The 26098-nt window shown below is 47.1% G+C and carries 23 protein-coding genes and 1 riboswitch; of the genes, 12 read left to right on the top strand and 11 right to left on the bottom strand.

Going from position 1 to position 26098, the window contains the following annotated elements; translation table 11 throughout:
- Positions 1-4 precede the first annotated feature (4 nt).
- Entirely contained in the window at positions 5-2413 is a 2409-nt protein-coding gene (gene malP / locus NXS07_RS09760; RefSeq protein WP_258086656.1) for a maltodextrin phosphorylase, read from the bottom strand.
- A gap of 439 nt (positions 2414-2852) precedes the next feature.
- Between malP and malT the strand changes: the two genes are divergently transcribed.
- From malT to NXS07_RS09790, 6 genes are all read left to right on the top strand, one after another.
- On the top strand, positions 2853-5582 hold the full coding sequence (gene malT / locus NXS07_RS09765) for an HTH-type transcriptional regulator MalT (RefSeq protein ID WP_038212505.1): 2730 nt from the start codon (positions 2853-2855) through the stop codon (positions 5580-5582).
- A gap of 202 nt (positions 5583-5784) precedes the next feature.
- Complete coding sequence (locus NXS07_RS09770; protein WP_038201539.1) at positions 5785-7035, top strand: aspartate aminotransferase family protein; 1251 nt, start codon at positions 5785-5787, stop codon at positions 7033-7035.
- Complete coding sequence (locus NXS07_RS09775; RefSeq protein ID WP_258086657.1) at positions 7035-8096, top strand: zinc-dependent alcohol dehydrogenase; 1062 nt, start codon at positions 7035-7037, stop codon at positions 8094-8096. The genes NXS07_RS09770 and NXS07_RS09775 overlap by 1 nt, the downstream gene beginning before the upstream one ends.
- A gap of 13 nt (positions 8097-8109) precedes the next feature.
- Positions 8110-8748 (top strand): HAD family hydrolase, encoded by a 639-nt coding sequence (locus NXS07_RS09780; protein ID WP_038212480.1) that lies wholly within the window; start codon positions 8110-8112, stop codon positions 8746-8748.
- Positions 8749-8892: 144 nt separating this feature from the next.
- Positions 8893-10050: an MFS transporter gene (locus NXS07_RS09785; protein WP_434460439.1), complete on the top strand. Its 1158-nt coding sequence runs from the start codon at positions 8893-8895 to the stop codon at positions 10048-10050.
- A gap of 14 nt (positions 10051-10064) precedes the next feature.
- The gene (locus NXS07_RS09790; RefSeq protein WP_038201527.1) at positions 10065-10661 is read left to right on the top strand and encodes a DUF1349 domain-containing protein; all 597 of its coding nucleotides are present in this window, start codon (positions 10065-10067) and stop codon (positions 10659-10661) included.
- Between the two features lie 151 nt (positions 10662-10812).
- Here NXS07_RS09790 and thiH read toward each other — a convergent pair whose 3' ends face one another.
- The 7 genes from thiH to NXS07_RS09825 all read right to left on the bottom strand — a co-directional run bounded on the left by thiH (position 10813) and on the right by NXS07_RS09825 (position 17993).
- Complete coding sequence (gene thiH / locus NXS07_RS09795; protein ID WP_258086659.1) at positions 10813-11955, bottom strand: 2-iminoacetate synthase ThiH; 1143 nt, start codon at positions 11953-11955, stop codon at positions 10813-10815.
- Positions 11952-12719 carry a thiazole synthase gene (locus NXS07_RS09800; protein ID WP_258086660.1) on the bottom strand — a complete coding sequence of 256 codons (768 nt, stop codon included), beginning with the start codon at positions 12717-12719 and terminating at the stop codon, positions 11952-11954. Before NXS07_RS09800 ends, thiH begins: the two co-directional genes overlap by 4 nt.
- Before the next feature lie 2 nt (positions 12720-12721).
- Positions 12722-12922 (bottom strand): sulfur carrier protein ThiS, encoded by a 201-nt coding sequence (gene thiS / locus NXS07_RS09805; protein WP_038192661.1) that lies wholly within the window; start codon positions 12920-12922, stop codon positions 12722-12724.
- Positions 12919-13743, bottom strand: coding sequence for a HesA/MoeB/ThiF family protein (locus tag NXS07_RS09810; RefSeq protein ID WP_258086661.1), 825 nt, complete (start codon positions 13741-13743; stop codon positions 12919-12921). The genes thiS and NXS07_RS09810 overlap by 4 nt, the downstream gene beginning before the upstream one ends.
- A complete protein-coding gene (gene thiE / locus NXS07_RS09815) occupies positions 13737-14411 on the bottom strand; it encodes a thiamine phosphate synthase (RefSeq protein WP_258086662.1) in 675 nt (224 codons plus the stop codon). The genes NXS07_RS09810 and thiE overlap by 7 nt, the downstream gene beginning before the upstream one ends.
- Positions 14395-16368: a phosphomethylpyrimidine synthase ThiC gene (gene thiC, locus NXS07_RS09820; RefSeq protein WP_258086663.1), complete on the bottom strand. Its 1974-nt coding sequence runs from the start codon at positions 16366-16368 to the stop codon at positions 14395-14397. Before thiC ends, thiE begins: the two co-directional genes overlap by 17 nt.
- A gap of 157 nt (positions 16369-16525) precedes the next feature.
- Positions 16526-16650: riboswitch (TPP riboswitch) on the bottom strand.
- 680 nt (positions 16651-17330) lie between these two features.
- The gene (locus tag NXS07_RS09825; RefSeq protein WP_038201515.1) at positions 17331-17993 is read right to left on the bottom strand and encodes an HAD family hydrolase; all 663 of its coding nucleotides are present in this window, start codon (positions 17991-17993) and stop codon (positions 17331-17333) included.
- A gap of 278 nt (positions 17994-18271) precedes the next feature.
- On the opposite strand from NXS07_RS09825, the gene nudC reads away from it, so the two are divergent.
- From nudC to NXS07_RS09855, 6 genes are all read left to right on the top strand, one after another.
- Positions 18272-19042 carry an NAD(+) diphosphatase gene (gene nudC / locus NXS07_RS09830; protein WP_038201512.1) on the top strand — a complete coding sequence of 257 codons (771 nt, stop codon included), beginning with the start codon at positions 18272-18274 and terminating at the stop codon, positions 19040-19042.
- A gap of 153 nt (positions 19043-19195) precedes the next feature.
- Positions 19196-20260, top strand: a complete 1065-nt coding sequence (hemE, locus tag NXS07_RS09835) for a uroporphyrinogen decarboxylase (protein WP_038201509.1) — start codon at positions 19196-19198, stop codon at positions 20258-20260.
- Between the two features lie 4 nt (positions 20261-20264).
- A complete protein-coding gene (gene nfi, locus NXS07_RS09840; protein ID WP_038201506.1) occupies positions 20265-20972 on the top strand; it encodes a deoxyribonuclease V in 708 nt (235 codons plus the stop codon).
- Between the two features lie 76 nt (positions 20973-21048).
- Positions 21049-21639, top strand: a complete 591-nt coding sequence (locus tag NXS07_RS09845) for a YjaG family protein (RefSeq protein ID WP_038192643.1) — start codon at positions 21049-21051, stop codon at positions 21637-21639.
- 184 nt (positions 21640-21823) lie between these two features.
- Positions 21824-22096, top strand: a complete 273-nt coding sequence (hupA, locus tag NXS07_RS09850) for a nucleoid-associated protein HU-alpha (RefSeq protein ID WP_012990303.1) — start codon at positions 21824-21826, stop codon at positions 22094-22096.
- Between the two features lie 50 nt (positions 22097-22146).
- On the top strand, positions 22147-22800 hold the full coding sequence (locus NXS07_RS09855; protein ID WP_258086665.1) for a DUF1481 domain-containing protein: 654 nt from the start codon (positions 22147-22149) through the stop codon (positions 22798-22800).
- Between the two features lie 46 nt (positions 22801-22846).
- Here the strand turns inward: NXS07_RS09855 and purD are convergent, their stop codons facing one another.
- The 3 genes from purD to NXS07_RS09870 form a co-directional block, all read right to left on the bottom strand.
- Positions 22847-24130 carry a phosphoribosylamine--glycine ligase gene (gene purD, locus NXS07_RS09860; protein ID WP_238127170.1) on the bottom strand — a complete coding sequence of 428 codons (1284 nt, stop codon included), beginning with the start codon at positions 24128-24130 and terminating at the stop codon, positions 22847-22849.
- Positions 24131-24145: 15 nt separating this feature from the next.
- The gene (gene purH, locus NXS07_RS09865) at positions 24146-25735 is read right to left on the bottom strand and encodes a bifunctional phosphoribosylaminoimidazolecarboxamide formyltransferase/IMP cyclohydrolase (protein ID WP_038201567.1); all 1590 of its coding nucleotides are present in this window, start codon (positions 25733-25735) and stop codon (positions 24146-24148) included.
- A 110-nt stretch (positions 25736-25845) separates the two neighbouring features.
- On the bottom strand, positions 25846-26098 hold a 253-nt coding region (locus NXS07_RS09870), incomplete at its 5' end, for a hypothetical protein (RefSeq protein ID WP_258086664.1).

Here is a 26098-nt window from a genome sequence, read left to right on the forward strand (position 1 = left end):
AACCTTATTTGGCCTGCCAGATACGCTGTTGGTAATCTTGAATAGCTCGGTCAGAACTGAATTTACCCATGCGGGCAGTGTTGAGAATAGTACGGTGTGTCCAGTGTTGAGGGTTACGGTACAGGGTATCAATCTGCGTATGGGCATGGCAGTAGGAGTCAAAATCTGCCAGTACTAAATAAGGATCACCACCATCAACCAAACTATGCAGCATGAGATCGAATGCCTGCGTGTCTCCGTGGCTGAATTCGCCACTGGCAAGTGCATCCAGTATGCCTTGTAGATGAGGATTCTGCTGGAGGATCTCCCGTGGATTGTAGCCACTTTTCAGTAAGGCTTTTGCTTCTTCAACATTGTTCCCGAAGATAAAAATATTGTCATTGCCGACTTGTTCGGCGATTTCAACATTGGCGCCATCCAGCGTGCCAATGGTCAATGCACCGTTTAAGGCCAGTTTCATGTTGCCTGTACCGGAGGCTTCTTTACCTGCAGTAGAAATTTGTTCTGAGACATCAGCCGCCGGGATCATCAATTCTGCGGTGGAAACGTTGTAATCGGGAATAAAGGCAATTTTGATACGATCACGGACGATCGGATCATGATTGATCTTTTCAGCCGCATGGTTAATGGCTGAGATAATATTTTTTGCCAGATAGTAGCCCGGAGCTGCTTTGGCGCCAAACAGGAAGACGCGGGGGTGGATATCCAGTGACGGATTCTCCTGAATCTGTCGATACAGAGAGAGGATGTGCAGCAGGTTCAAATGTTGGCGCTTGTACTCATGCAGACGTTTTATCTGTACGTCAAAAATGGCGTGGGGATCAATCTTAAGCCCCATGACTTTATTGACGTAGTTGGACAACCGAATTTTATTTTCCTGTTTGATGCTGCGATAAGCTTCGCAGAAAGCTGCATCGTTGGCATAAGGTTCGAGTTGTTTCAGGCTCTCAAGATCATTAACCCATTCATGATTCAAGGTTTGGTCAATCAGTGAGGAGAGTGCTGGATTGCACTGCTTTAACCAGCGACGCGGTGTGACGCCATTGGTTACGTTATGGAACTTTTCCGGCCACAAGTGATAATACTCTGGAAACAGATCCGTCACGATTAGGGATGAATGCAATGCTGCTACACCGTTGACAGCAAAACAGGCGACTACGCAGAGGTTAGCCATTCTTACCTGATTTTCGTGAATAACGGCTAATTTTTCCCACACCTGTTGATTGCCAGGCCAGGTTTGCTCCACGGTTTTCTGGAAGCGACGGTTGATTTCCTGAATAATGCGGTGATGACGTGGCAGCAGTTCACTGACTAGATGCTCATCCCAGCGTTCTAAACCTTCTGGCAGCAAAGTATGGTTAGTATAGGCGAAAGTCTGCCCTGTAATTTCCCATGCTGTTTCCCAATCCAATTGGTACTCATCCAGCAGGAGACGCATCATTTCAGGGATGGCGATAGTCGGGTGGGTATCGTTAAGCTGGATGACTTCGTAGCGTGGTAATTCTTCCACCTTGCGGCCAGCCTGCTGATGACGACGCAGAATATCTGCCATCGCACAGGCACACTGGAAATATTGCTGCATCAGGCGCAGGCGTTTTCCGGCCTGATGGTTATCGTTCGGGTAAAGCACTTTGGTCAGGCTGGTGGCTTCGATGCCCTGTTGTTCAGCATTCAGAAATTGCCCGTCATTGAAAAGTGACAGATCAAAAGGATTATCGTGCGTTGCTTGCCACAGGCGTAGGGGCTGTGTGACGCCATTACCATAGCCAATGACAGGCAGATCCCAAGCTTCGCCAATCAAGGTAAAGGCAGGAAGCCAAGTTTCATGACCTTCGGCTGTCATCACGATTTTCCCGCCAAGACCTACGTCAACTTTCAATTGGGCATTATGGCGAAACCACGGATAGGAACCGCGCTTCCAGTCATCAGGTGCCTCAATTTGTAGCCCTTGATCAAAGGATTGCCGGAACAAGCCATACTGATAATTAAGGCCATAGCCTGTTGCGGGTTGATCAATCGTCGCCATTGAGTCAAGAAAACAGGCTGCCAGCCGACCCAGACCACCATTGCCCAATGCAGGATCAGCTTCTTGTTCCAGTAAGTCACTCAAAGTCAGTCCATCTTCTGCCAGATAAGCCTGAACATCGTCATACCAGCCAAGATTCAGCAAATTGTTGGCTGTCAGACGGCCTATCAGAAATTCCATCGAAATATAGTTCACATGACGCTTAGGGTTATGAAACTGATGGGCATGGTTCTGGCTGGAAGAGGGAAGTAATTCTAATAGTGCAGCACTGATGGCCTGCCACCACTGATGTGGGGTCATTTCCTGTGCTGAACTAAGGCCAAAGCGCTGCCACTGGCGTGTAAGCGCGGCTTGAAAGACGGCTTTATCTAATTTGGGCTGTTGCATGGAGTCTTCATCCTGTCACTGAATAAGGAAAATATGGAGGTGATTTAGCGGGATATGCTGAAGATTCTTGAGGCGGTAGGCATCATCCTACGGGGATATTCACAGGGAGGAGTGCAAGGGCGTAGCCATTGGCCGTATTTAAATAAACAGCAAGGCAGGTGGCAGAAGAAATGGGTCAACAACTTGATAGGAAAAGTTTCCTACTTGTCCCGTTTTTTCGAGGCTTTTCGCAATTTCATTGGGAACAGGAAAAATTGTAAGCAAAGAATGTGACAGGGTGCAACTTAACACAATGAAATCAACCAACCTGTTTGCAAAAGATAGGCGTTTCTCTAAATTTGGTTGGGCATTAATGAATGTTAGTGGTGAAAATGAATCAATAACATTGAACAGGGTTTTGGTATCAGTTTTATTCATTGCTTATGAAGGGAAGAAACCAATGCTTATCCCATCGAAACTCAGTCGCCCCCTTCGCCTTAATAATATGGTCATGCGCGAGCGTCTGTTAGAACTGCTCAGTGAAGTACAGCACTATCGTCTGGTATTGATAACCAGCCCCGCAGGGTATGGTAAAACTACATTGATGTCACAATGGGCTGCCGGACAGAGTAATCTGGGATGGTATTCTCTGGATGACAGTGACAATCAGCCGGAACGTTTTGCCAGCTACCTGATCGCTGCTATTCAGCAGGCAACACAGGGGCATTGTGTAAAAAGTGACGTACTGGCTCAGAAGCATCAGTATGCCAATTTACCCGCATTGTTTGCGCAGTTGTTTATTGAACTTAGTGAATGGAAACAGCCGATCTTTCTGGTGATTGATGATTATCACCTGATAGAAAATAACCTCATTCATGAAGCCATGCGCTTTTTCCTCCGTCACCAGCCTGAAAATCTGACTTTGACAATACTATCCCGTCATTTGCCATCGTTGGGTGTGGCTAACCTACGTGTGCGTGAACAGTTATTGGAATTTGATAGCCAGCAATTGGCCTTCGATTATCAGGAAACCCAGCAGTTTTTTGATAAAAGGCTGGTCAGCCCACTGGGTGCGGATAATTGCAAACAGTTATGCAACGACGTCGCGGGTTGGGCGACGGCGTTGCAGCTTATTGCCCTTTCTGCCCGTCAGTCAGGCAATACGGCGGAAATGTCGGCAAAACGCCTTTCGGGGATCAATGCCAGCCATCTCGCAGATTATCTTGTGGATGAGGTTTTAAATCGTGTGGATCAGGCTACGCGGGATTTCCTGCTGCGCAGTTCTATCCTGCGCTCGATGAATGATGGCCTGATTGTTTGTCTGACGGGAGAGGATAACGGCCAGCAGCGTCTTGAGGATATTGAACGTCAGGGGTTGTTTATCCAACGCATGGATGATTCCGGCGAATGGTTCTGTTTTCATCCTCTGTTTGCCTCATTTCTGCGCCAACGATGCCAGTGGGAAATGGCAGCGAAATTGCCAGAATTGCACAGGGCCGCGGCAGAAGGCTGGTTGATGCAGGGGTTTCCGGGGGAAGCCATTCACCATGCGCTGGCTGCCGGAGATACCGTACTGTTGCGTGATATTTTGCTGCAACATGCTTGGGGTCTGTTTAACCACAGCAAGTTGTCACTATTGGAAGAGTGCATGAATGCACTGCCATATGAGCAATTACTGGAAAATCCGCGTCTGGTACTGTTACAGGCATGGCTGGCACAAAGTCAGCATCGTTATTATGAAGTGAATGCTTTATTGAATCAGACAGAACAGTCGCTGAAACAGAAACAAATAATTATTGAGCCGGAATTGCTGGCAGAATTTGATGCCCTGCGTGCCCAAGTTGCGATTAACGATGGCCGGCCGGACGATGCTGATATGCTGGCTGAGAAGGCTTTGGCAGCCCTTTTGCCTGACAATGAATATGGCCGGATTGTTGCGATGTCGGTGAAAGGGGAAGTTCTGCATTGTAAAGGGGAATTGTCCCATGCATTGGCATTGATGAAGCAAACGGAGCAACTTGCCCGACGCTGCCATGTTTATCACTATGCTTTGTGGGCGTTGTTGCAGCAAAGTGAGATCTTATTGGCTCAGGGCTATTTGCAGGCAGCCTATGAAATTCAAAACCACGCTTTTGATTTGATTCGTGAGCAGCATTTGGAACAGTTGCCGATGCACGAATTCCTGTTACGCATTCGTTCACAGCTTTTGTGGTGCTGGGCGCGGATAGACGAATCTGAAGAAGCAGCGCGTCGAGGCCTGGAAGTGTTGTCCAGCGTCCAGCCTCAGCAGCAATTACAATGCCTGACCCAACTGGCGAAATGTTCTTTGATCCGAGGGGATATTGATAATGCCCGCCGTTACCTGTCCCGCTGCGAAAATCTGTTGAATAACGGGCATTATCATCGTGACTGGCGAACCAATACCGACAAGCTACGCGTCATTATCTGGCAGAATTTGGAAGATAGCGGCTCGGCGACTCAGTGGTTGGTACAGGCGGAACGGCCAGAAAGCTTCAATAACCATTTCAATCAGAATCAATGGCGCAATATCGCCCGTGCACAGATCCTACTTGGTCAGTATGAGGAAGCTGAACCTATCCTGGGAATGCTGAATAAGTACGCGAGAGAATTGCTGCTGATAAGCGATTTGAACCGCAATCTATTGCTGTGTAATCTGCTGCACTGGCAGCTTGGACACAAGGCTGAAGCACAGGCTGTTTTGATGGAAGCCCTGAGTTTGGCTAACCGCACAGGATTTATTAGTCACTTTGTACTTGAAGGTGAGTTGATGGCTCAACAATTGCGCCAGCTTATTCAGCTCAATATTCTGCCTGAACTTGAGCAACACCGTGCCCAGCGTATCCTGCGGGAAATTAATCGCCAGCATCGGCATAAATTTGCCCATTTTGATGAAACGTTTGTTGAGCAGCTTCTTACACACCCTGATGTACCGGAACTTATCCGCAATAGCCCGCTGACTCAGCGTGAATGGCAGGTATTGGGGTTGATTTATTCCGGTTACAGTAACGATCAAATTGCCGCAGAACTGGAGGTCGCCGCGACCACGATCAAGACGCATATCCGTAATCTGTATCAGAAAATGGGCATTACCCACCGGCAGGATGCTATTCAACAGGCTCAACATTTGATGCAAATAATGGGGTTGAGTGTTGAATCAATGAATATTTAAGTTTAGTAATATTTTTGCTAATAACATAAATAAATATTAATACTAAATTATATGCAATTTAAATATAAATTAATTTTTAAAATAACTTTATATTTTTTATGGGTTTTATGTGATAGATATCACGTTTGAATGGGTCTAAGCTAATCTCATTACATTTGGTACGCTCATAATTGTTAAAAATAACTAATGGTGGTTAGTGCTTATGGAAAATAGAAATCATCTTGACGATATGCTTTCCCGTTTTGTTGGTCACGGTCCTTATTTGGAAATCGATGGCGAAAAGCATATTGATGCGGCATCAGGTACGTTTAATTTGCCGCTTGGCTACACTAACCACAGAGTTGCGGAAAAACTCAAGCAACAGATTGATAGATGTACGCATTTAAGTTCTGCTTATACGCGAGAAATGTCACAGTATATTTTGACCAAATTGGTGAAACATACACCAGAAGGCATTGACAGAATGTGGCTGCGGGATGTTTCCGGTTCTGGAGCTGTTGAAGGTGCCATTCGTATCGCCCAAAAAGCCACAGGACGCTCTGGCATTATCTCGTTCTTTCTTGCCCACCACGGCCAGTCTCTTGCAACAGCGCAGATCTCCGGCAATGCGTTCAGGATTAAAGACTTCCATATCAGTATTGATGGTTCGATAAAAATTCCAGCACCTGCCAGTGTCATGGTAGAACCTGACTCGAATGAGAAAGAGAGCCAATATGCCGATCTGGAACAGTTCATTCAGTTGGGTTCCAGTGACAATATCGCATGTCTGATTATTGAACCGATTCAGGGCAATGGCGGCAACACCGTTTTCCCCGTGGAGTTCTATCGTAAAATCAGGGAAATCTGCCATCAGCACGGCATCATCATTATTGCGGATGAAGTACAGACGGGGTTTGGCCGTACCGGAACTTTCTTTGCATCGACAGGTTATGCCAAGGAATTAGAGCCAGATATCATTGTGTTCGCGAAAGGGGCAGGGGGTATTGGTATTCCGACTGGCGGTGTGCTGATGCGCAGCTCGCTGGATGTGTTGGAATCATTTGAGCATTCCAGTACTTCCGGTGCTAATCCCTTGTCTTTAGTCGCTCTCAACGAAGTTATTGATATTATTGAAGATGATTCCATTCTGGAAAATGTGCAGCAGAACGAGGCTTTCCTGCGTGATGGATTGTTGGCCTTACAGCATAAATACCCTGAAATCACGGGGGTCAGAGGCATGGGCTACATGTTCGGTTTTGATACTCCAACCCCAGAATTTGCGGCACAGGTGATTGAAACCGCCAGCCGTCAACGATTGATCCTGCGTGGCTCCCGTTATGGCAAAGGGCGGGCGCTTAAGGTACGTCCTCCTTTGGTTTGTACACAGGAACACTTACATGAAATTCTCCATAAACTGGATCTGGCATTCGCTGAATTGACGGTTTCTGCACCGAAGCACAGAGAGGTTGCATAATGAAAGCCCTGAAATTCAACCAAGTATGGAATGTCCAGATTCAGCAAGTTGAACCCTTGCACTGCATTGAATCGGATGATGTGGTAGTCGATATTGCAGTATGTGGGATTTGCGGCACAGATATAGGAATCATTACTGGTTCTTATCCTGTAGCGGTACCGGGAACCACATTGGGGCATGAGACCACGGGAGTGGTGACGCAAATTGGTAGTCATGTTACCCGTTTTCAGATTGGTGATCGTGTTGTTATCAATCCGACATACTCCTGTGGACATTGTAGGATGTGTCAGACAGGTAATCCCAATCACTGCGAGAAAAAATTGGGGACGGAAGCGGGGGTTTCTTACGATGGGGCATTTGCCGAGCAGTATTTGGCGAAAGAAAGCTCGCTGATCAAGCTTGATGAGCATGTCAGTATGGAAGCGGCTTCGTTGACTGAACCTTTGAGCTGCACACTGACGGGAGTGGATAAACTGGGGATCACCCATACCAATATTCGGGCCGTGGTAGCTGGGGCTGGCCCTATGGGAATGCTGTATCTCTGGGCGTTGCATGAACGGGGTGTTAAGGCATTCATGATCGAGAAAAACCCGAGTCGTGTGCAGTTTGCTATCAACAACCTGCCGGCAGAATGTCGGTTATATACCGATTTTGATGAAGCGTTGACGCAGGAATACGGTGATAAATCAGCCCTGATCGATTTATGTGTAGATACCACGGGACAACTGACCGAATATGTTTTCGACCATTTAGCCGCAGGCGGTAAGTTGCTGAATGTCGCTTTAAAAGATAAACATGCCAATCTTGATATTCTGAAAATTGCCGACAAAAGTCTTTCTGTCATCGGTTCGATTGACTCCTTGAACAACAGTTTTGAGCGTGCTTACGCCATGATCCGGGATGGTGTTATCCCCGCTGAACGCCTGATTAGTCAGATCTTTGATTTTGAGGATTATCAGCAGGCTTTTCTCACCGTGGGCTGTGATATTGCCGAGAAAGCTCAAGTGCCGCTCAGTACACCAAACTGCAAGGTATTGATCCGTTTGGCTGACTTTAAGTAATGGAATATTTCTGATGGATAAATTCAATGTCATTTTTGATATCGATGGGGTCATTGTCGATAGTGAACAACTGCATTTTGATGTGTTGTGTGAACTGGCACCTGATCACACGCGTGATATTCAGCCACAGCAATTGATTGGTTTGAGTCTGGCGGAAACACTGAATGAAATTGGTGTTCCATTACCCGAGCAGCAAGGCATTACTGACAGGATTATCTCGGTTTATCAGGAGAAGTTATCTGCACATTATCTACGTCCGGGGGTGACTCGTCTCATCGCGGCCTTACAGCAAAATGACATTGCTTTTGGGTTTGTTTCCACCGCACCGCGTGCCGTTTGTCTGGCGAATTTGGGGTTACTGGGTTTGTTTGATGAACCTGCCTTGATTTCCGGTGATGATGTTGAAAGAACTAAACCTTTTCCTGATCCCTACCTTGCCATGCTAAAGCTGAAAAGGATGGATGTTCAGCAGACTTTGGTGATTGAAGATACGGATCTGGGGATCGCAGCAGCAAAACAAGCAGGGATCCCGTGGGTATATGCTTGGCCTCATGATTTGTCGGTGGCTGAACAGTACGGGCAGGCGACTTGTATTATTGGTGAATTGACGGATATTCCGCAATTTTCTGGGATAAATTCGCTGTCAGCGTGATGCTAATGTAAGTGCAATAGCAATGTAAGCAATATTGATGTCCTCCAGCAAAACCTGTGGAGGGCATGATTGTGCGTCAGAGTACATTGTTTTGGAACATAGGGTTCTAGAAAAGATAGTTCTAGAGAACAGGGTTATGGAGGAATTAAGTTGTCTGAGGAATATGCAGTTTCTTCGATAAAGCAGCCGATCATCGCGACACGGCTCGCTTTTTTTATTGCCGGCTTCAGTATGGCAGCTTGGGCACCTCTTATTCCTTTGGTTAAGGAGAGATTTGCACTTGATGATGGTGCCATGGGGTTGCTCATACTGGTATTTGGCATTGGTTCCTTTATCACGATGCCTTTGGCGGGGATGCTGGCCAGCCGTTTCGGTTGTAGGAAAATTTTTCCCCTGTTTGCCCTGCTGGCAATTTTGATGCTACCGGGGTTAAGCATATTGCCAACCCCCTGGACACTGGCTTGTGCGCTGTTTATATTCGGCGTGGGGATTGGTGCGACGGATGTGGTGATCAATATTCATGCAGTCAATGTTGAAAAAATGGCGCAGCAGCCAATTATGTCCGGTTTTCATGCGTTGTTCAGTCTGGGCGGAATTGCGGGTGCAGGGTCAGTCAGTTTCCTGTTGTTGATGGGAATATCCCCATTTCAGGTCATGGCCGCGGTGTCATTATTCATTATTCTGTTGTTGTTGCCAGCATGGAGCGGATTATTGGATCATACAGAAACGGGTAATACCCCATTTTTTGCCTTGCCGCGTGGGATTGTGATCCTGCTTGGTTTTCTTTGCTTTGTCGTTTATCTGATGGAAGGCTCCATGTTGGATTGGAGTGGGATCTTGCTGAGTAGTGTCCATAACATGGATAGCCATCAGGCGGGACTTGGTTACACGCTTTTCGCCATTACCATGACATGTGGCCGCTTTTTGGGCGATAAAATTATCTCGATGTTTGGATACCGGCGGGTTTTTCTGGCAAGTGCAATTTTGGCTACTTCGGGTTTTGTCCTGATCTATCTGGCATCCAGCATGATTGTATTGGGTATTTCTTTCCTGATGATAGGAGCGGGTTTATCCAATCTGGCTCCGATGTTTTTCACAGCTTCAGGGCAGCAGAAAGTCATGCCTGATTCTCAGGCGGTTTCTGCCGTCTCTACGATGGGATATTCGGGTATCCTGCTGGGGCCTGCAATTATCGGAGGTTTGGCTCATCAGGTCACATTGCATGGCGCTTTTGCCTGTATTGCTTTACTTTCTCTTACATTGTTAGCGGGCTATGGATTGATTCATCCCGCCAGAAAATAACAGGTTAACTATTGATGAATTTGCAGCACTGCCATTGGCTTAATGAGCCTGCCTCGTGGAAGCATCAAGAAGATGTACTCCATGTGACGACAGATATTAAAACTGATTTTTGGCGTGATACATGGTATGGCTTTCAGCGTCATAGCGGCCATGTTTTTGGTCGCTATGTTGATGATATTCATGTTGAAGCGGGTTTTACTTTCCAAATTTGTATCGAAGGGTGTTTTGAACATTTATACGATCAGGCTGGCATTATGCTGCTGGTGGATGAGCAACATTGGTTAAAAGCAGGTGTTGAGCATTCTGATGGTCAGGCGACGATCGGCAGTGTGCTAACGAATTCTTGCTCTGACTGGGCGATGGGCGTCTTTCCGGGTAATCCTGATAAGTTCTGGTTAAGGCTGACTTATGGTGAAGGAGTGATCAGACTGCAATATTCCACTGATGGGGTGAAATGGCCGTTACTGCGGTTATCGCCTTTTGCTGTTGACAGTCAGCGGATTTTTATCGGAGCAATGTGTTGTTCGCCGGAACGAGAAGGGTTGCAGGTAAAGTTCTCCGATTTTAGTTTGAAATCATCGCTGAAAAGACACCTGCATGATTTGAGTTAGAGAAAATAATAATCCCAAAACCGCCCTTGTTTTTCAAACCAGTGATAAGCCAGATTTCATCAAGGATTCTGTCAACTGAAAAACAGGGCAGTTTTCATCGTATATAGATATAAAACGGAGAGCCTAATTATATAGGCTCTAAGAAACGAAACTAACGTCCCAGATAATTATCCCAGTCTTTCCAGACTGGCTGTAAACCTGATTTCACCAGTGCTGCGGCAACCTGAACAACTGAGCGATTATCATGAGGCGTAAATTGTTCCAGTTCATGATGATCGTCGGCATAACCCCCCGGCTGGGTTTTGGAACCGGCACTGACATGATTGATTGCCAGTGGTACAACGTGATCGCGGAAAAACGGTGATTCACGGGTGGATAGGGAAAGTTCCACATCCGGTGCTAGCAGGCGAAATGCACAAATGAGTTGTACCAGCTCAGCTTCGCTCATCAGGGAAGCCGGTTCTACGCCACCTGCGCAGGGGCGCAATCTTGGAAAGGAAATAGAGTAACGGCTTTTCCAGAATTGTTTTTGCAGGAAAAGCAGGTGCTCTGCCACCATATAACAATCGGTACGCCAGCTAGGGGACAGCCCGATCAACGCACCTAGCCCGATTTTGTCGATACCTGCGCGTCCTAGGCGTTCCGGGGTTTCCAGCCGCCAGTGAAAATCCTGTTTTTTTCCTTTCAGATGGTGCAGTTGGTAACTGGGAGCATGATAGGTTTCCTGATAGACCATCACACCATCCAACCCCAGCGTTTTCAGTTCAGCGTATTCTTCCTGTGCCAATGGCTGGACTTCCATTGTGATAGAACTGAACTGGCTGCGGATAATGGGGAGATAGCGCCGGAAATAATCCATGCCGACTTTGCTCTGATGTTCTCCCGTGACCAACAGGATATGTTCAAACCCCAGTTTTTTGATGGCTTGGCATTCAGCTTCAATCTCCTGTTCATTGAGTGTCTTGCGTCTGATGTGGTTACTCATGGAGAAACCACAATAGGTGCAGTCATTAGCGCACAGATTGGAAAGATAGAGTGGGATATAAAATCCCACGGTATTGCCGAATCGTTGGCGCGTTAGTTGTTGAGCACGTTGGGCGAGCGGCTCAAGGTAAGACAGGGCTGCGGGAGAGAGCAAGGCCATAAAATCATCCAGTGCCAGACGATCGCGGTTTAATGCTCGCTCAACATCCTGCGTGGTTTTACTGTTGATGCGCAGTGTTATGTCGTCCCAATCCAACTGCTGCCAGCGCTGGCGAAATGTATGATCAGTCATAACTGTGTTGTCTGTCATAACGCCCCCAGAAAATCGGTCAGTGGACTGGAAGCTTCTGCATGTGATTTCTGGCTTGCCACACCAGCCTGATGAGAAAGCTCGCCAGCTTCAATCGCCGTCTTGAATGCCAGTGCCATTTTGATTGGATTGCGGGCAACTGCGATGGCAGTATTGACCAGTACCGCATCAGCACCCATTTCGATAGCGGCCAGTGCATGGCTTGGTGCCCCGATTCCGGCATCCACGACAACGGGTACGCTGGATTGTTCGATGATCATTTGCAGAAAATCTCGCGTCAGCAGCCCCTTGTTTGAGCCAATGGGAGCGCCTAATGGCATCACGGCAGCACAGCCGACTTCTTCCAGACGGCGACACAGGACAGGATCAGCGCCGCAATAGGGCAGAACAACGAATCCTTCTTTTACCAATTGCCCGGCAGCTTTCAGCGTTTCGATTGGGTCGGGCAAAAGATATTTTACATCGGGATGGATTTCCAACTTGATCCAGTGAGTTCCTAGGGCTTCCCGCGCAAGGCGAGCGGCAAACACCGCTTCTTCTGCTGTTTTTGCCCCAGAGGTATTGGGCAGTAATTTAACGCCTAACTGTTGTAGTGGGGCGAGAATGCCATCGTCATTGCCATGCAGGTCGATGCGCTTCATCGCCATAGTGACCAATTGGCTACCAGAAGCACGTATCGACTCGATCATCAAATTTGCATTGGCGAATTTGCCTGTTCCCGTAAACAGGCGGGAATGAAAGAGAGTATCAGCGATTTTTAACATAATTAACCTCCGGCAATGGCTTGAAACAGCAGGATATTATCTCCGTCATTAATCTGATGGGTGTTCCACTCTGAGCGTGGAATAATGGTTTGATTAATGGCCAAAGCGGTGCCTGATTGGGAGCGTTGTACATGTTCGAGTAACTGTTGCACCGTCATCGACGTACTCAGTGTGATCGGTTGATCGTTGACGATAATGTTCATGCGACCTCTCTTCCCGAGCGTGTTTTGCCTGAAACGGTTTCTGCGCGATCAGGTTTTGTGGAACCAGATTTTGAGTCATGGGTTCCGCACACAGGACACTGCGATGATGATGTTAGCTGTAACGTGCTCCAACTCTGCTGTCTGCCATCAAAAAGTCGTAGTTTTCCGCTCAGGGAGGAGGGGAGACCCACCAGCATTTTGATTGCCTCCAACGATTGCAACGTGCCGATCACCCCGACGACCGGCCCTAAAACACCGGCTGTACGACAGTTGCGATGCGGCTCTTCCTGATCAGGATAGAGACAGGCATAACATCCGTGCAAATAAGGGGGTTCGAATACGATAAGCTGTCCACTGAAACCAACGGCACTACCGCTGATCAGCGGTTTATTTTCTGCAATACAGGCGGCATTGATAGCATGACGCGTCGCCATGTTATCGCAGCAATCCAGTACTAGATCGACCTGACGGACGAGATTTTCCAGTGATTCACGATCTTGCCGCTCGGTCAGCACGGTGACTTCGACCAGCGGATTCAGGGCAGTCAGTTGCTTCGCTGCCAAAACCGCCTTTCCTGCGGGAATATCTGCTGTGCGATAGAGGATCTGGCGTTGCAGGTTTGAGACATGCAACATATCATCATCGGCCAGATAAAGGTGGCCTACGCCTGCTGCTGCAAGATAGAGTGCCGCAGGTGAACCTAATCCACCCAATCCGACAATCAGTACTTTTCCTGCTTTTAATTTTTCCTGTCCATCAAGGCCGATGTCTTCCAGCAGCAATTGACGGCTGTACCGCATAAATTCTTGGTCGTTTAACATAAGAGCCTCCGATCATTTCCTTCAATCAAATGAAGTAATCTGTCAGTTGCCTGCCGCCAATCTTTGGCTTTAGTAATGGCGCTGGCCAATGCCACGCCACCCACTCCTGTTGCAACGACATCAGGCACGCGATCCAGTGAAATCCCACCGATGGCAACGGTGGGATATTCCGGGGTTATTTCCACTTGATGTTTCAATGCTGAAAGGCCTTGTGGCTTTGAAGGCATCTCTTTCGTGGCAGTGTGGAAAATATGACCCAGTGCGATATAAGAAGGCCTCAGGGCTTTTGCCCGTGCCAGTTCATGTTCGTCATGGGTGGAAATGCCCAGCCGCAGCCCTGCTTGCCGGATGGCATTGAGATCCGCGATATCGAGATCTTCCTGCCCCAAGTGCACACCATAGGCGTGATGTTTGATGGCCAGATCCCAGTAATCGTTGATGAATAGGCGGGCATTGTATTGGTGGCTCAATACAATGGCGGATTGGATATCCTCTTCTACCTGATCTTCGGGGAGATTTTTGATGCGTAGTTGCAGGGTTCTGATGCCCGCTTTCAGTAGCCGCTCAATCCACGTCAGGGAATCCACGACGGGATAAAGCCCCAAACGGTGCACGGTTGGGGCAAAAGGGGTTTGTGGAATTGATGAGGATTCAGGCTGATTTTTCATCGCTAATGTCCTCAGCACTGTGATACAGCTCGCTGCCATGAGCGAGGAATTCTTCTGACATCTGTTCCATGCCTGCTTCCTGTTCCAATTTTGCTGCATAATCGCGCACGTCCTGCGTGATTTTCATGGAGCAGAATTTTGGCCCACACATAGAGCAAAAGTGAGCAACTTTGCCGGATTGCTGTGGCAGGGTTTCATCGTGATAGGCGCGGGCGGTTTCAGGATCAAGAGCCAGATTGAATTGATCTTCCCAGCGGAATTCAAAACGGGCTTTTGACATGGCGTTGTCGCGGATTTGTGCTCCGGGATGGCCTTTGGCGAGATCTGCCGCATGTGCCGAGATTTTATACGTAATCAGCCCTTGCTTTACGTCGTCTTTGTTGGGGAGACCAAGGTGCTCTTTTGGCGTGACGTAGCACAGCATCGCACAACCAAACCAGCCTATCATGGCTGCACCAATGCCGGAGGTGAAATGGTCATAACCGGGAGCGATATCGGTTGTCAGTGGCCCCAGCGTATAGAATGGCGCTTCGTGGCAATGTTCCAATTCTTCCGTCATATTGCGGCGGATTAATTGCATCGGGATATGTCCCGGCCCTTCGATCATCACCTGAACATCGTACTCCCAGGCAATTTTGGTCAGCTCGCCGAGGGTATGTAGTTCGGCAAACTGCGCTTCGTCATTGGCATCCTGAATTGAGCCGGGACGCAGTCCATCTCCCAAAGACAGAGAAACGTCATAGGCGGCGCAGATTTCACAAATTTCGCGGAAATGGGTATAGAGAAAGCTTTCCTGATGATGGGAGAGACACCATTTCGCCATAATGGAACCACCGCGGGAGACAATCCCCGTCAGACGTTTGGCGGTCATCGGCACATAACGCAGCAGGACGCCTGCGTGGATGGTGAAATAATCCACCCCTTGCTCGGCTTGTTCCAATAAAGTATCGCGGAACATTTCCCATGTCAGGTTTTCTGCCACGCCGTTCACTTTTTCCAGGGCCTGATAAATGGGGACTGTACCGATAGGTACAGGACTGTTACGTAAGATCCATTCGCGGGTTTCGTGGATATAACGGCCGGTGGAGAGATCCATTACCGTATCGGCACCCCAGCGGGTAGACCAAATCAGTTTTTCCACTTCTTCTTCAATGGAGGATGTGACGGAGGAATTACCGATGTTGGCATTCACTTTCACCAGAAAATTGCGGCCGATAATCATCGGTTCGGATTCGGGGTGGTTGATGTTGGCGGGAATAATCGCCCGGCCAGCGGCAACTTCCTGACGGACAAACTCTGGCGTGATGTTCTCCGGTAAGTTCGCCCCGAAACTTTGCCCCGGATGCTGTTGGAGCAGGACTTCACTGCGGATGCGTTCACGCCCCATATTTTCTCGCAGGGCGATAAATTCCATTTCGGGTGTGACAATGTCTTGGCGTGCATAGTGCAATTGGGTGACACGCCCGCCTTGTCTGGCTTTCAGTGGATGAGGAAGCTGGTTGAAACGCAGATGATCCAGTCCGGCATCCGCAAGGCGCTGCTGGGTAAAGTCAGAACTGAGAGTAGCAACTGGCTCGGTATCATTACGCTCTTTGATCCACGGCTGACGGATCTTCGCCAAGCCAGCTCGCACATCCAGTACCGAGTCGGGATCACCATAAGGGCCAGAAGTATCATAGATGGGCACGGATTCGTTTTCCTCAAATTGAGGATTTTCATTGGTGCCGCCAATCAGTGTTGGTGATAACTGGATTTCACGCATCGGAACCTGAATATCTTTGCGGGAGCCTGCAAGGTAAATTCGACGTGAGTTGGGGAAGGTAATGCCTTGAACGGAATTGATAAATTCCTGTGCTGCATCCCGCTGCGCCTTGCGTGGCCGTGCCGGATGGGTTTTTGGCGAGATATCGGCCGCAGGGATGATATCAGTAGTTGGGATAACAGTATTATTAGACATAGCAAATTCCTGACTGTGTTATAGCCTGTCCATTATGCGAATGGGAGCATCGCCTACCGGAATGGGCTTAAGTTGAGAAAATTGCTTGTCTGGAGCTCGCAGGGAGTAATAGTTGGTGCTGAATAATATCTCTATAGAAACAGGAGGATATGCCAGCGGGATGATTACTCTTGTTCCCTTCGCGGGTATTAGCCCGATCAGGTTCTGCGGATCCCGAATCAACGGTCTCAGCCTGTGTTCATCGTGATATACGTTGAACGCTAGGCACTCCGACAAGAAAAAAACACTCCAGAGTATAGAGCGGATTGTGAAAACTACAACTTAAAACTTATGTGTTTTTATGATTGGTTTAGCAAGTCAGTAGACTGGGTATTCGTTTACTCAGTATTCACTGTATCCGCATTTGAAATACCATTCATAACGCCATTGATCTGGCGTTAATTTCATCGACATGTTTTCTGTGGCATTTTCACCTAATGTTGCAACATTAGGTGAGTACCTTCAAACCATCAGGCGTGGGAAGGCTTTTATCCCATTCCGTTATGAATATTCAAATCACTATTCATCATTTAAATAAGTATAGAAATGAATGTTATTTTGTTATTAAACAATGAGTTAAATATATTAAAAATATGTCTATAATATGTCTATAATATGTCTATAATATGTCTATAATATGTCTATAATATGTCTATAATATGTCTATAATATGGTTTATCTGATTATTTTATGTGAATAAATGGATTTTTTATTAAACAAATGCATATTTTTATAGTAATTTACTGTATTTACTGTATTTACTGTATTTACTGTATTTACTGTATTTTTAGTTGGTTCTGGTATTTCTTAATAAGAAAATTGTAATGTTTTTTGGAAAGGAAACGTCGTTATAAAGTAGTAAGAAAAATAACGACGAACTATATCCGAAAATTTAAAATATATTGGATGTAGAAATGGTTTCTTTATAACACCCAGCTCAATTGTCTCCATCCATGATTTTCAGCTTCCTTTTGTAACCGTATATCAGCATTGACAGTAAACACTTCGTTGGCAAATAAACACATCGGCAGGTCATTCATGGAATCAGTGTAAAAGGAGATATGCTGAGGTGATAAGTTCTGCTCTGTCAGCCATTGCTGCAAACGCGTGACTTTTCCTTCACGGAAGGTAGGGATTCCCAAAATACTGCCCGTATAGCAGCCATCTTCCATGACCATATCAATACCCATGGCTGTCGGCACCCCAAATGCGGCAGCGATTTTTTTCACCACGAAAGAAACGGTGGCAGAAATAATAATGATGGGAATGTTCTGTTGCCGATAGATAGCCAATTGTTTTTTGGCTGCGGGATAAAAGATGGGTTTAATTTTGGTTTCCACAAAATCTGTCAGCCAAATATCCACCTGTTCATAGTGTACTTGATTCAGTGACTGTAAATTGAATGCCAGATAATCGTGCATATCCAGTTTACCAGCACTGTAGTCAGCCATCATTTTCTGGTCTGCCTCGATAAAACGATGATCGGTAATAATGCCTTTTTCCCACAAATATTCCGTCCAAAGCAGGCTGGAATCCCCACAAATCAATGTATCATCCAGATCAAATACCGCAATCTGCTGTGACATAGTCATTATTCCTCAATAGTTTTTTGAATATCGCTTCCAAAACTGTGTTTATTTCAGCTCATCGACTGACATGTTAATGAATGATATTGTCCAAAATTTGTTGGTCAAGGAAAGTATCGGTGAAAAATTGGGAAATGTGAGCGTCTCATTTCGAAATAAATAGATTTTGATATAGATTGATTGAATCATGGCGATGTTCAGACAGGATACGATGAAAAGGAGTATCCTGTGCTGATGCTGAATTTGGACACAATGTCATTGGAACTATGGTGCGGTAGATGATTCAACAAAAACTGACAGGTATGGAACGAGGCTGGTGGGTTATCAGCCTTGAGAATCTAGTTTGGCTGCCACAGGGCGAATTGCCGTCAGGGACAGCCAGACAATGGTCATTACAAGGTCATATGGCGCGGCCTATTGGTGAGTGGCTAGGCGAGACTGTGTGGCTGGTGTGTCAGAAAATGGCGTCAGAGATGGCGTCTCCCCGCATGGTTGCTTCTCAGAACTCCACATTGTTTCAACTGGTAGGACGTGGCATCCAACTCGCCGAGTTTTATCGCTCACACCATCACTGCGGCTATTGTGGCCATGAAATGCAGCATAGCCAGCATGAATGGGCCTGTTTGTGCAATCATTGCCATGAACGTTATTATCCGCAAATTGCGCCATGCGTTATTGTTGGCATCCGTCGTGATGACCATATTCTGCTGGCACAGCATCAGCACCATCGCAATGGTATCCACACGGTGCTGGCCGGGTTTGTTGAAGTGGGTGAGACGCTGGAAGCAGCAGCACACCGCGAGGTTATGGAAGAAAGTGGGATTAAGATCCGTAACCTGCGTTATGTGGCTTCCCAGCCGTGGCCTTTCCCGCAATCATTGATGATGGGGTTTCTGGCAGATTATGACAGCGGTGAGATCCAACATGATCCTGTTGAACTTATCAGCGCAGATTGGTATCACTATGATGACCTTCCCTTGATCCCTCCGTCGGATACGATTGCCCGCCGTTTGATCGAAGAGACGGTTGCGCTATGTCGTAACACGTAAACTGTTCCGAGATGATGAGCGAATGGCTCACGTTATTGCAGTTGTGCCAGAAGTTCGATTTCTGGCATGTTACAATGCGCCGGTTTTTTATAGTGAAAGTCAAACTGACCGTAACCAAAGAATTTTGCGGCCAATTAATCAAGGGAGCTTGTCATGAATGAGTTGAAAAACGACCGCTATCTGCGCGCCTTATTACGCCAGCCTGTTGATGTCACACCAGTATGGATGATGCGTCAGGCGGGGCGATATTTGCCTGAATATAAAGCAACGCGGCAGGAGGCGGGAGATTTCATCTCGTTATGCAAAAATACTGAACTGGCCTGTGAAGTGACGCTCCAGCCTCTGCGTCGGTTTCCATTGGACGCAGCAATTCTGTTTTCCGATATTTTGACTATTCCTGATGCAATGGGGCTTGGGCTGTATTTCGAAAGCGGAGAAGGGCCGCGTTTTCACTCTCCGATTCTCAGCCATGCGGATGTGGAGAAACTCCCTGTACCTGATCCGGAGATGGAGCTGGGCTATGTGATGGATGCCGTTCGTGCGATCCGTAAGGCACTGGCAGGTCAAGTTCCTCTGATAGGTTTTTCGGGTAGTCCGTGGACACTGGCGACGTATATGGTCGAAGGGGGAAGCAGCAAGGCGTTCACCAAAATAAAAGCCATGCTGTATGCCCAACCTGCTACGTTGCATCTGTTACTGGATAAATTGGCAAACAGCGTTATTCTATATTTAAACGCGCAAATAAAAGCAGGTGCACAGTCTGTCATGATTTTCGATACTTGGGGTGGTGTTCTGTCTCATCGCGATTATCGGGAGTTTTCTCTGCAATATATGCATAAAATCGTTGACGGATTGATCCGCGAACACGAAGGCCGCCGTGTGCCTGTGACCCTGTTTACCAAAGGGGGCGGACAATGGCTCGAAGCGATGGCGGCAACTGGCTGTGATGCCCTTGGGCTTGATTGGACAACGAATATCGCAGATGCCCGTCGTCGTGTTGGCGATAAAGTCGCCTTGCAGGGCAATATGGACCCATCCATGCTGTATGCCGCTCCAGCGCGAATTGAAGAGGAAGTTTCGACGATTTTGCAGGATTTTGGTATGGGTAATGGGCATGTTTTCAATCTGGGGCATGGCATTCATCAGGATGTCCCACCGGAACATGCCGGAGCATTCGTCGAAGCGGTACACAGACTTTCAGAAAAATATCACCGATGACTTCATGATTGATACAAAGGCGTTACGCCAGGAACAAATAGAAAAAGCACAGCAGGTTATCCGTCATGATTCTTTCGTGACGACTTCTACTTCCGCGATTCCTGAGTCTACGCCTTTTACGCCAGAATTAATTGCTGGCGCTGACGTCGGGTTTGAAAAAAACGGTACGGTGACTCGTGCCGCTATTGCTGTCCTGCATTATCCTTCGCTTGAATTGCTAGAGTATCAGGTCGCCAGAATTGATACTGTGCTTCCTTATATTCCTGGTCTACTTTCATTTCGTGAATACCCCGCGTTGATGGCAGCATGGCAAAAACTCAGCTTACGGCCGGATCTGGTGATGGTGGACGGTCAGGGAATTGCTCATCCACGGCGTTTTGGTGTCGCCAGCCATTTTGGCTTACTTGCGGATATCCCGACTATCGGGGTGGCCAAAAGCCGACTGTGTGGTGAGCACCCGCCTGTGGGAGATGCTGTCGGAAGTTATCAACCATTGATGGATCATGCGGAGCAGATTGGCGTTGTATGGCGAAGTAAAAAAAGGTGCAATCCGCTCTATATTTCCATCGGCCATAAGGTCAGTCTTGACAGTTCGGTCTTCTGGGTTGAACAGTGCATGAAGGGATATAGATTGCCTGAGCCGACCCGTTGGGCGGATGGGATTGCCTCAAATAGACCATTTTTTAAGCAAACAATGCAGAAAAATCTATAATTGCAGCGGAAATGTGTGGATATTCTTGATTTTCAGGTAAACTTCGACGCAAATTAGGCATCATGAGTAACGGCTAATGTTAAGAAACCCGATCCACCTGCGGTTAGAGAAATTTGAAAGTTGGCAACATTGGACTTTTATGGCTAGTCTATGTGAGCGAATGTATCCAAATTATCAGGTGTTTTGTCGTCAGACAGGGTTTGCTGACCCCGCACAGTATCGTCGTATTTTAGATCTGGCGTGGGAGACATTGATCGTCAAAGATGCAAAAGTAAATTTTGATAGCCAGCTGGAAAAATTAGAGACCATTATCCCATCAGCAGATAGCTATGATATTTATGGTGTGTATCCAGCAATTGATGCGTGCATTGCATTAAGTGAAGTCATTCATTCTCGTTTGAGCGGTGCAACGTTAGAACATGCAATAGCCGTCAGTGAAATATCCATCCGTACCGTTGCTATGCTGGAAATGACGCAGGCCGGTAGAGAAATGACTGAGGATGAGTTAAAGGCATTGCCTGCCATTGAAGAGGAATGGGATATTCAATGGGAAATTTACCGTTTATTGGCAGACTGCGAAGAACGGGATATAGAATTAATTAAAGGATTAAGGGCTGACCTTCGCGAGACTAAGGTTAGCAACATCGGTATAAATTTGGAGCAATAACTCAGAAAATATGACTTAGTGCTTGAATTGCCGGATTTAAAGACTTCACATTTACCCTCACTCTGTTCTACATTGGGGGTGAAAAGAAGTGGCTATCGGTGCGTGTATGCAGGGGTGCTGTCAAATCGGCATATCCGTCGCACTCGATGCTTTGCAAACGATAAACACACTGTAAGGATAATCTATGAATAAGACTGAATTAGTTGATGCAATCGCAGAACAAGCTGGTCTGACTAAAACTCAGGCGAAAACTGCTCTGGAATCAACTCTGAATGCAATCACTGAATCTCTGCGAAATGGTGATTCAGTGCAACTGGTGGGCTTTGGTACTTTCAAAGTTAATCATCGTGCAGAACGTACTGGTCGTAACCCACAGACTGGTAACGAAATTAAAATTGCAGCAGCAAACGTACCTGCTTTCTCTGCGGGCAAAGCACTGAAAGACGCAGTTAAGTAATCGTATTGCGAAAAAAGAAGATAGAGGGGAATTTAACGCCCCTTTTGTTGATGCTACAGGGGCTGCTAGCATTGGGTTTTATCTCATTGCTCAGCGCCTGCTCGGTTCAACCTAAGGTTCCGCTCTTCAGTGCCAGTGGTTTTATTACCGACGGAGGTGTTATCCGTTTATGGCGCTTGAATGATCAAAACAGTCAACCTCAAGTCATTATGAGTGTTTACAGCCCTTACCGTAATACAGATACCTCTGTGACTTTTTACGAATACCGTTACGGTAATTTGTGGCAGATCCGCCGCTCTGTACTTGATAATTATCCAATAGACGAAACATTGCGGATCGATAAAGATAACAAGGTTATTTTTATGCAGCGGCAGGCAAAAGAACACAGTGAACCGCTTTCCAACGATGAGATTGTTCGTTTGCGGTTTGATGCCAAACGGATAAAAGAAATCAGTGACGCTTTAATTGCCGGAAATGTCCATCTGGTACAGGGGCATTGGCAGGATGGTAAAGTGACTACTTGTTCGGAGAAACAATTATCCATTCAATTTGAGCCTGAAGATCGGGCATGGCTCAAGGAAAGGGAAAAAAATAGTGCTGGCATATTGACCATTGCATGGCTGGATGCGCCAGAAGGAAAACAGTTACTATTGGTCGCCAATGATGATTTTTGCCGTTGGGAACCGACGAAAGATAAACTGTAATTCTGTCACTTTCGTCGGTTGTTCATTCTATCGGTTCTGCATTAACTTATTTCAGACGAGCAATGGCTCGGTATCCAATATCTTTCCGATAAAAACATCCTTGCCAGCCAATTTTCTCAGCTCCCAGGTAAGCTTTTTTCTGTGCTTCTGCGATATCGTCGCCCAGCGCGGTAACACACAAAACACGGCCTCCTGCTGTTACGACGTCTTTATCCTTGAAAGCTGTGCCTGCGTGAAAAACCTTTTCGTCTGTATCCGCTTCCTGATTCAGGCCGCTGATAACGTCACCTTTGGCATAATTGGCTGGGTAGCCGCCTGCGGCCAGTACGACACCCAATGCCGGACGGGTATCCCATTCGGATGTTTTTCCGCTTAACTGGCCTTGTGCTCCAGCGAGACACAGTTCGACGAGATCAGAACGCAGGCGCATCATGATCGGCTGCGTTTCAGGATCACCAAAGCGGCAGTTAAATTCGATGACTTTTGGCTCTCCCTGCTTATCGATCATCAAACCTGCATAAAGAAAGCCGATGTAGGTATGACCCTCGGCAGCCATTCCTTCTACGGTAGGGGAGATGATTTTCTCCATTACACGGCGGTGAACCTCATCCGTTACCACTGGCGCAGGTGAATAAGCCCCCATTCCTCCGGTATTGGGCCCAGTATCGCCATCGCCGACTCGCTTGTGATCTTGGCTGGTTGCCATGGGAACCACGTTTTTACCATCTACCATGACGATAAAACTGGCTTCTTCTCCATCCAAAAATTCTTCAATGACAATACGATGTCCGGCATCTCCGAACGCATTTCCTGCCAGCATGTCTTTAACCGCATTTTGTGCTTCTTCCATTGTCATCGCGACAACAACACCTTTGCCGGCTGCCAGACCATCTGCCTTAATGACAATGGGTGCTCCCATCTTTTTCAGATAGGCTAATGCCGGCTCAATTTCTGTGAAATTTTGGTAGGCCGCTGTTGGGATCTGATGGCGGGAGAGAAAATCTTTAGTGAAGGCTTTAGAGCCTTCCAACTGGGCGGCGGCTTTGGTCGGGCCAAAAATGGTCAGCCCTGCTTGCTGGAAAGCATCAACGATACCGATAACCAGCGGAGCTTCTGGCCCTACAATAGTCAGACCGATATTGTGGTTTTGAGCAAAAGCCAACAATCCAGCAATATCTGTCGCAGCAATGTCTATATTTTCCAGATTTGCTTCCAGTGCAGTACCTGCATTACCCGGTGCAACGTAAACCTTATCTGCCAAAGGAGATTGCGCTGCTTTCCATGCCAGTGCATGTTCTCTTCCGCCACTGCCAATAATCAATATATTCATCTGGCGCTCCTATTATTAATGGCGGAAATGACGCATGCCAGTGAAAATCATGGCGATACCATGCTCATCAGCAGCAGCAATCGCCTCATCATCGCGAATGGAACCACCCGGCTGGATCACACAGCTCACACCGACTGCCGCAGCCGCATCAATGCCATCACGGAATGGGAAAAAGGCATCGGATGCCATGGCACAGCCTTGAACTTCTAACCCTTCATCGGCAGCCTTAATACCCGCAATCTTGGCAGAGTAAACGCGGCTCATCTGGCCTGCACCAATACCAACGGTCATATTATCTTTGGCGTAAACAATTGCGTTGGATTTGACGAACTTCGCTACTTTCCAGCAGAACAGCGCATCCCGCATTTCTTGCTCTGTTGGCTGGCGTTTGGAAACCACTTTCAGATCAGCTTCTGCCACCATACCTAAGTCACGATCCTGCACCAGTAAGCCGCCATTGACGCGCTTAAAGTCTAGACCAGCAACTGGCGAATGCCATTCGCCACACGCCAGAACACGAACATTCTGTTTGGTTGCCAGAATCGGCAGAGCTTCTTCATTAATAGAAGGCGCAATAATAACTTCGACAAACTGGCGCTCAATAATCGCCTTGGCAGTATCGGCATCCAACTCGCGGTTAAAAGCAATAATGCCACCAAATGCAGAGGTTGGATCAGTTTTAAATGCACGGTCATAGGCGGTATGCATATCTGCACCAACCGCAACGCCACAAGGATTAGCGTGTTTGACAATTACACAGGCTGGCTCGGCGAACGTTTTCACACATTCCAGAGCAGCATCGGTATCAGCAATATTATTGTAAGAGAGTGCTTTGCCCTGTAACTGTGTTGCTGTGGCAATAGAAGCTTCGGCAATTTGCTCTTCTATATAGAAGGCAGCATCTTGATGGCTATTTTCACCGTAGCGCATATCCTGCTTTTTAATGAAGTTCAGATTGAGTGTACGGGAGAAACGGCCTGATGGCTGATTCGCCTCACCATGATAAGCAGGAACCAGTTTGCCAAAGTAATTGGCAATCGTACTGTCATAGGCCGCGGTATGCTCAAAAGCTTTGATCGCTAAATCAAAACGAGTTAGCTGGGTCAGGGAATTTTGATGGTTATCCATCTCTTCAATAATTTTGCCGTAATCCTGACTGTTGACCACAATCGCGACATCTTTGTGGTTCTTGGCGGCAGAGCGGACCATTGTTGGGCCGCCGATATCGATATTCTCAACAGCATCTTCCAGAGAGCAATCTGGCTTCGCAACAGTTTGTGCAAAAGGATAAAGATTGACGACTACCATATCAATCGGGGAAATCTGGTGTAGTGACATGATTTCATCATCCTGCCCACGCCGGCCAAGGATGCCTCCATGTACTTTGGGATGAAGCGTCTTAACTCGTCCATCCATCATTTCGGGGAAGCCCGTATAGTCAGAAACTTCAGTGGCATTCAGCCCTGCTTCCGCCAGCAGGCGTGCGGTGCCGCCCGTTGAAAGCAGTTCGACACCGCGACTGGATAAGGCTTTGGCGAATTCAACAATCCCCGCTTTGTCAGAAACACTCAGCAGGGCACGACGGATTGGACGAAGCTGTTGCATTGGTGTGATCCCTTGAATTTCATAAAACAAGACTGTGCTATTGAGAAAAAACCAGCATATTGAGAGAAAAAATGGCATCCGCAATAACATTTCGAAACAATCAGAAAAAATCACGTGGTGTTTTTTCCTGCGATAATTGTAACGAAAACGTTTGCGTGATGCTCGACAAATTTTACCAAAATATCCATCTGTGGATAAATTTGTGTATAAATAGGTATAAACCAGCCTTTTGCTGTGTAATGCAGCAAACGATAATTTTTTTCAAAAAAACTATTGTCAGGCGGCGAAAAGTCCCTATAATGCGCCACCACTGACCGACGCTGAGCGAAGACACGCCGCGGCGGACAGCGAGAGAACAGCCCG

It is taken from the genome of Xenorhabdus bovienii, from assembly GCF_024721015.1.
Lineage (GTDB): Bacteria > Pseudomonadota > Gammaproteobacteria > Enterobacterales > Enterobacteriaceae > Xenorhabdus > Xenorhabdus bovienii.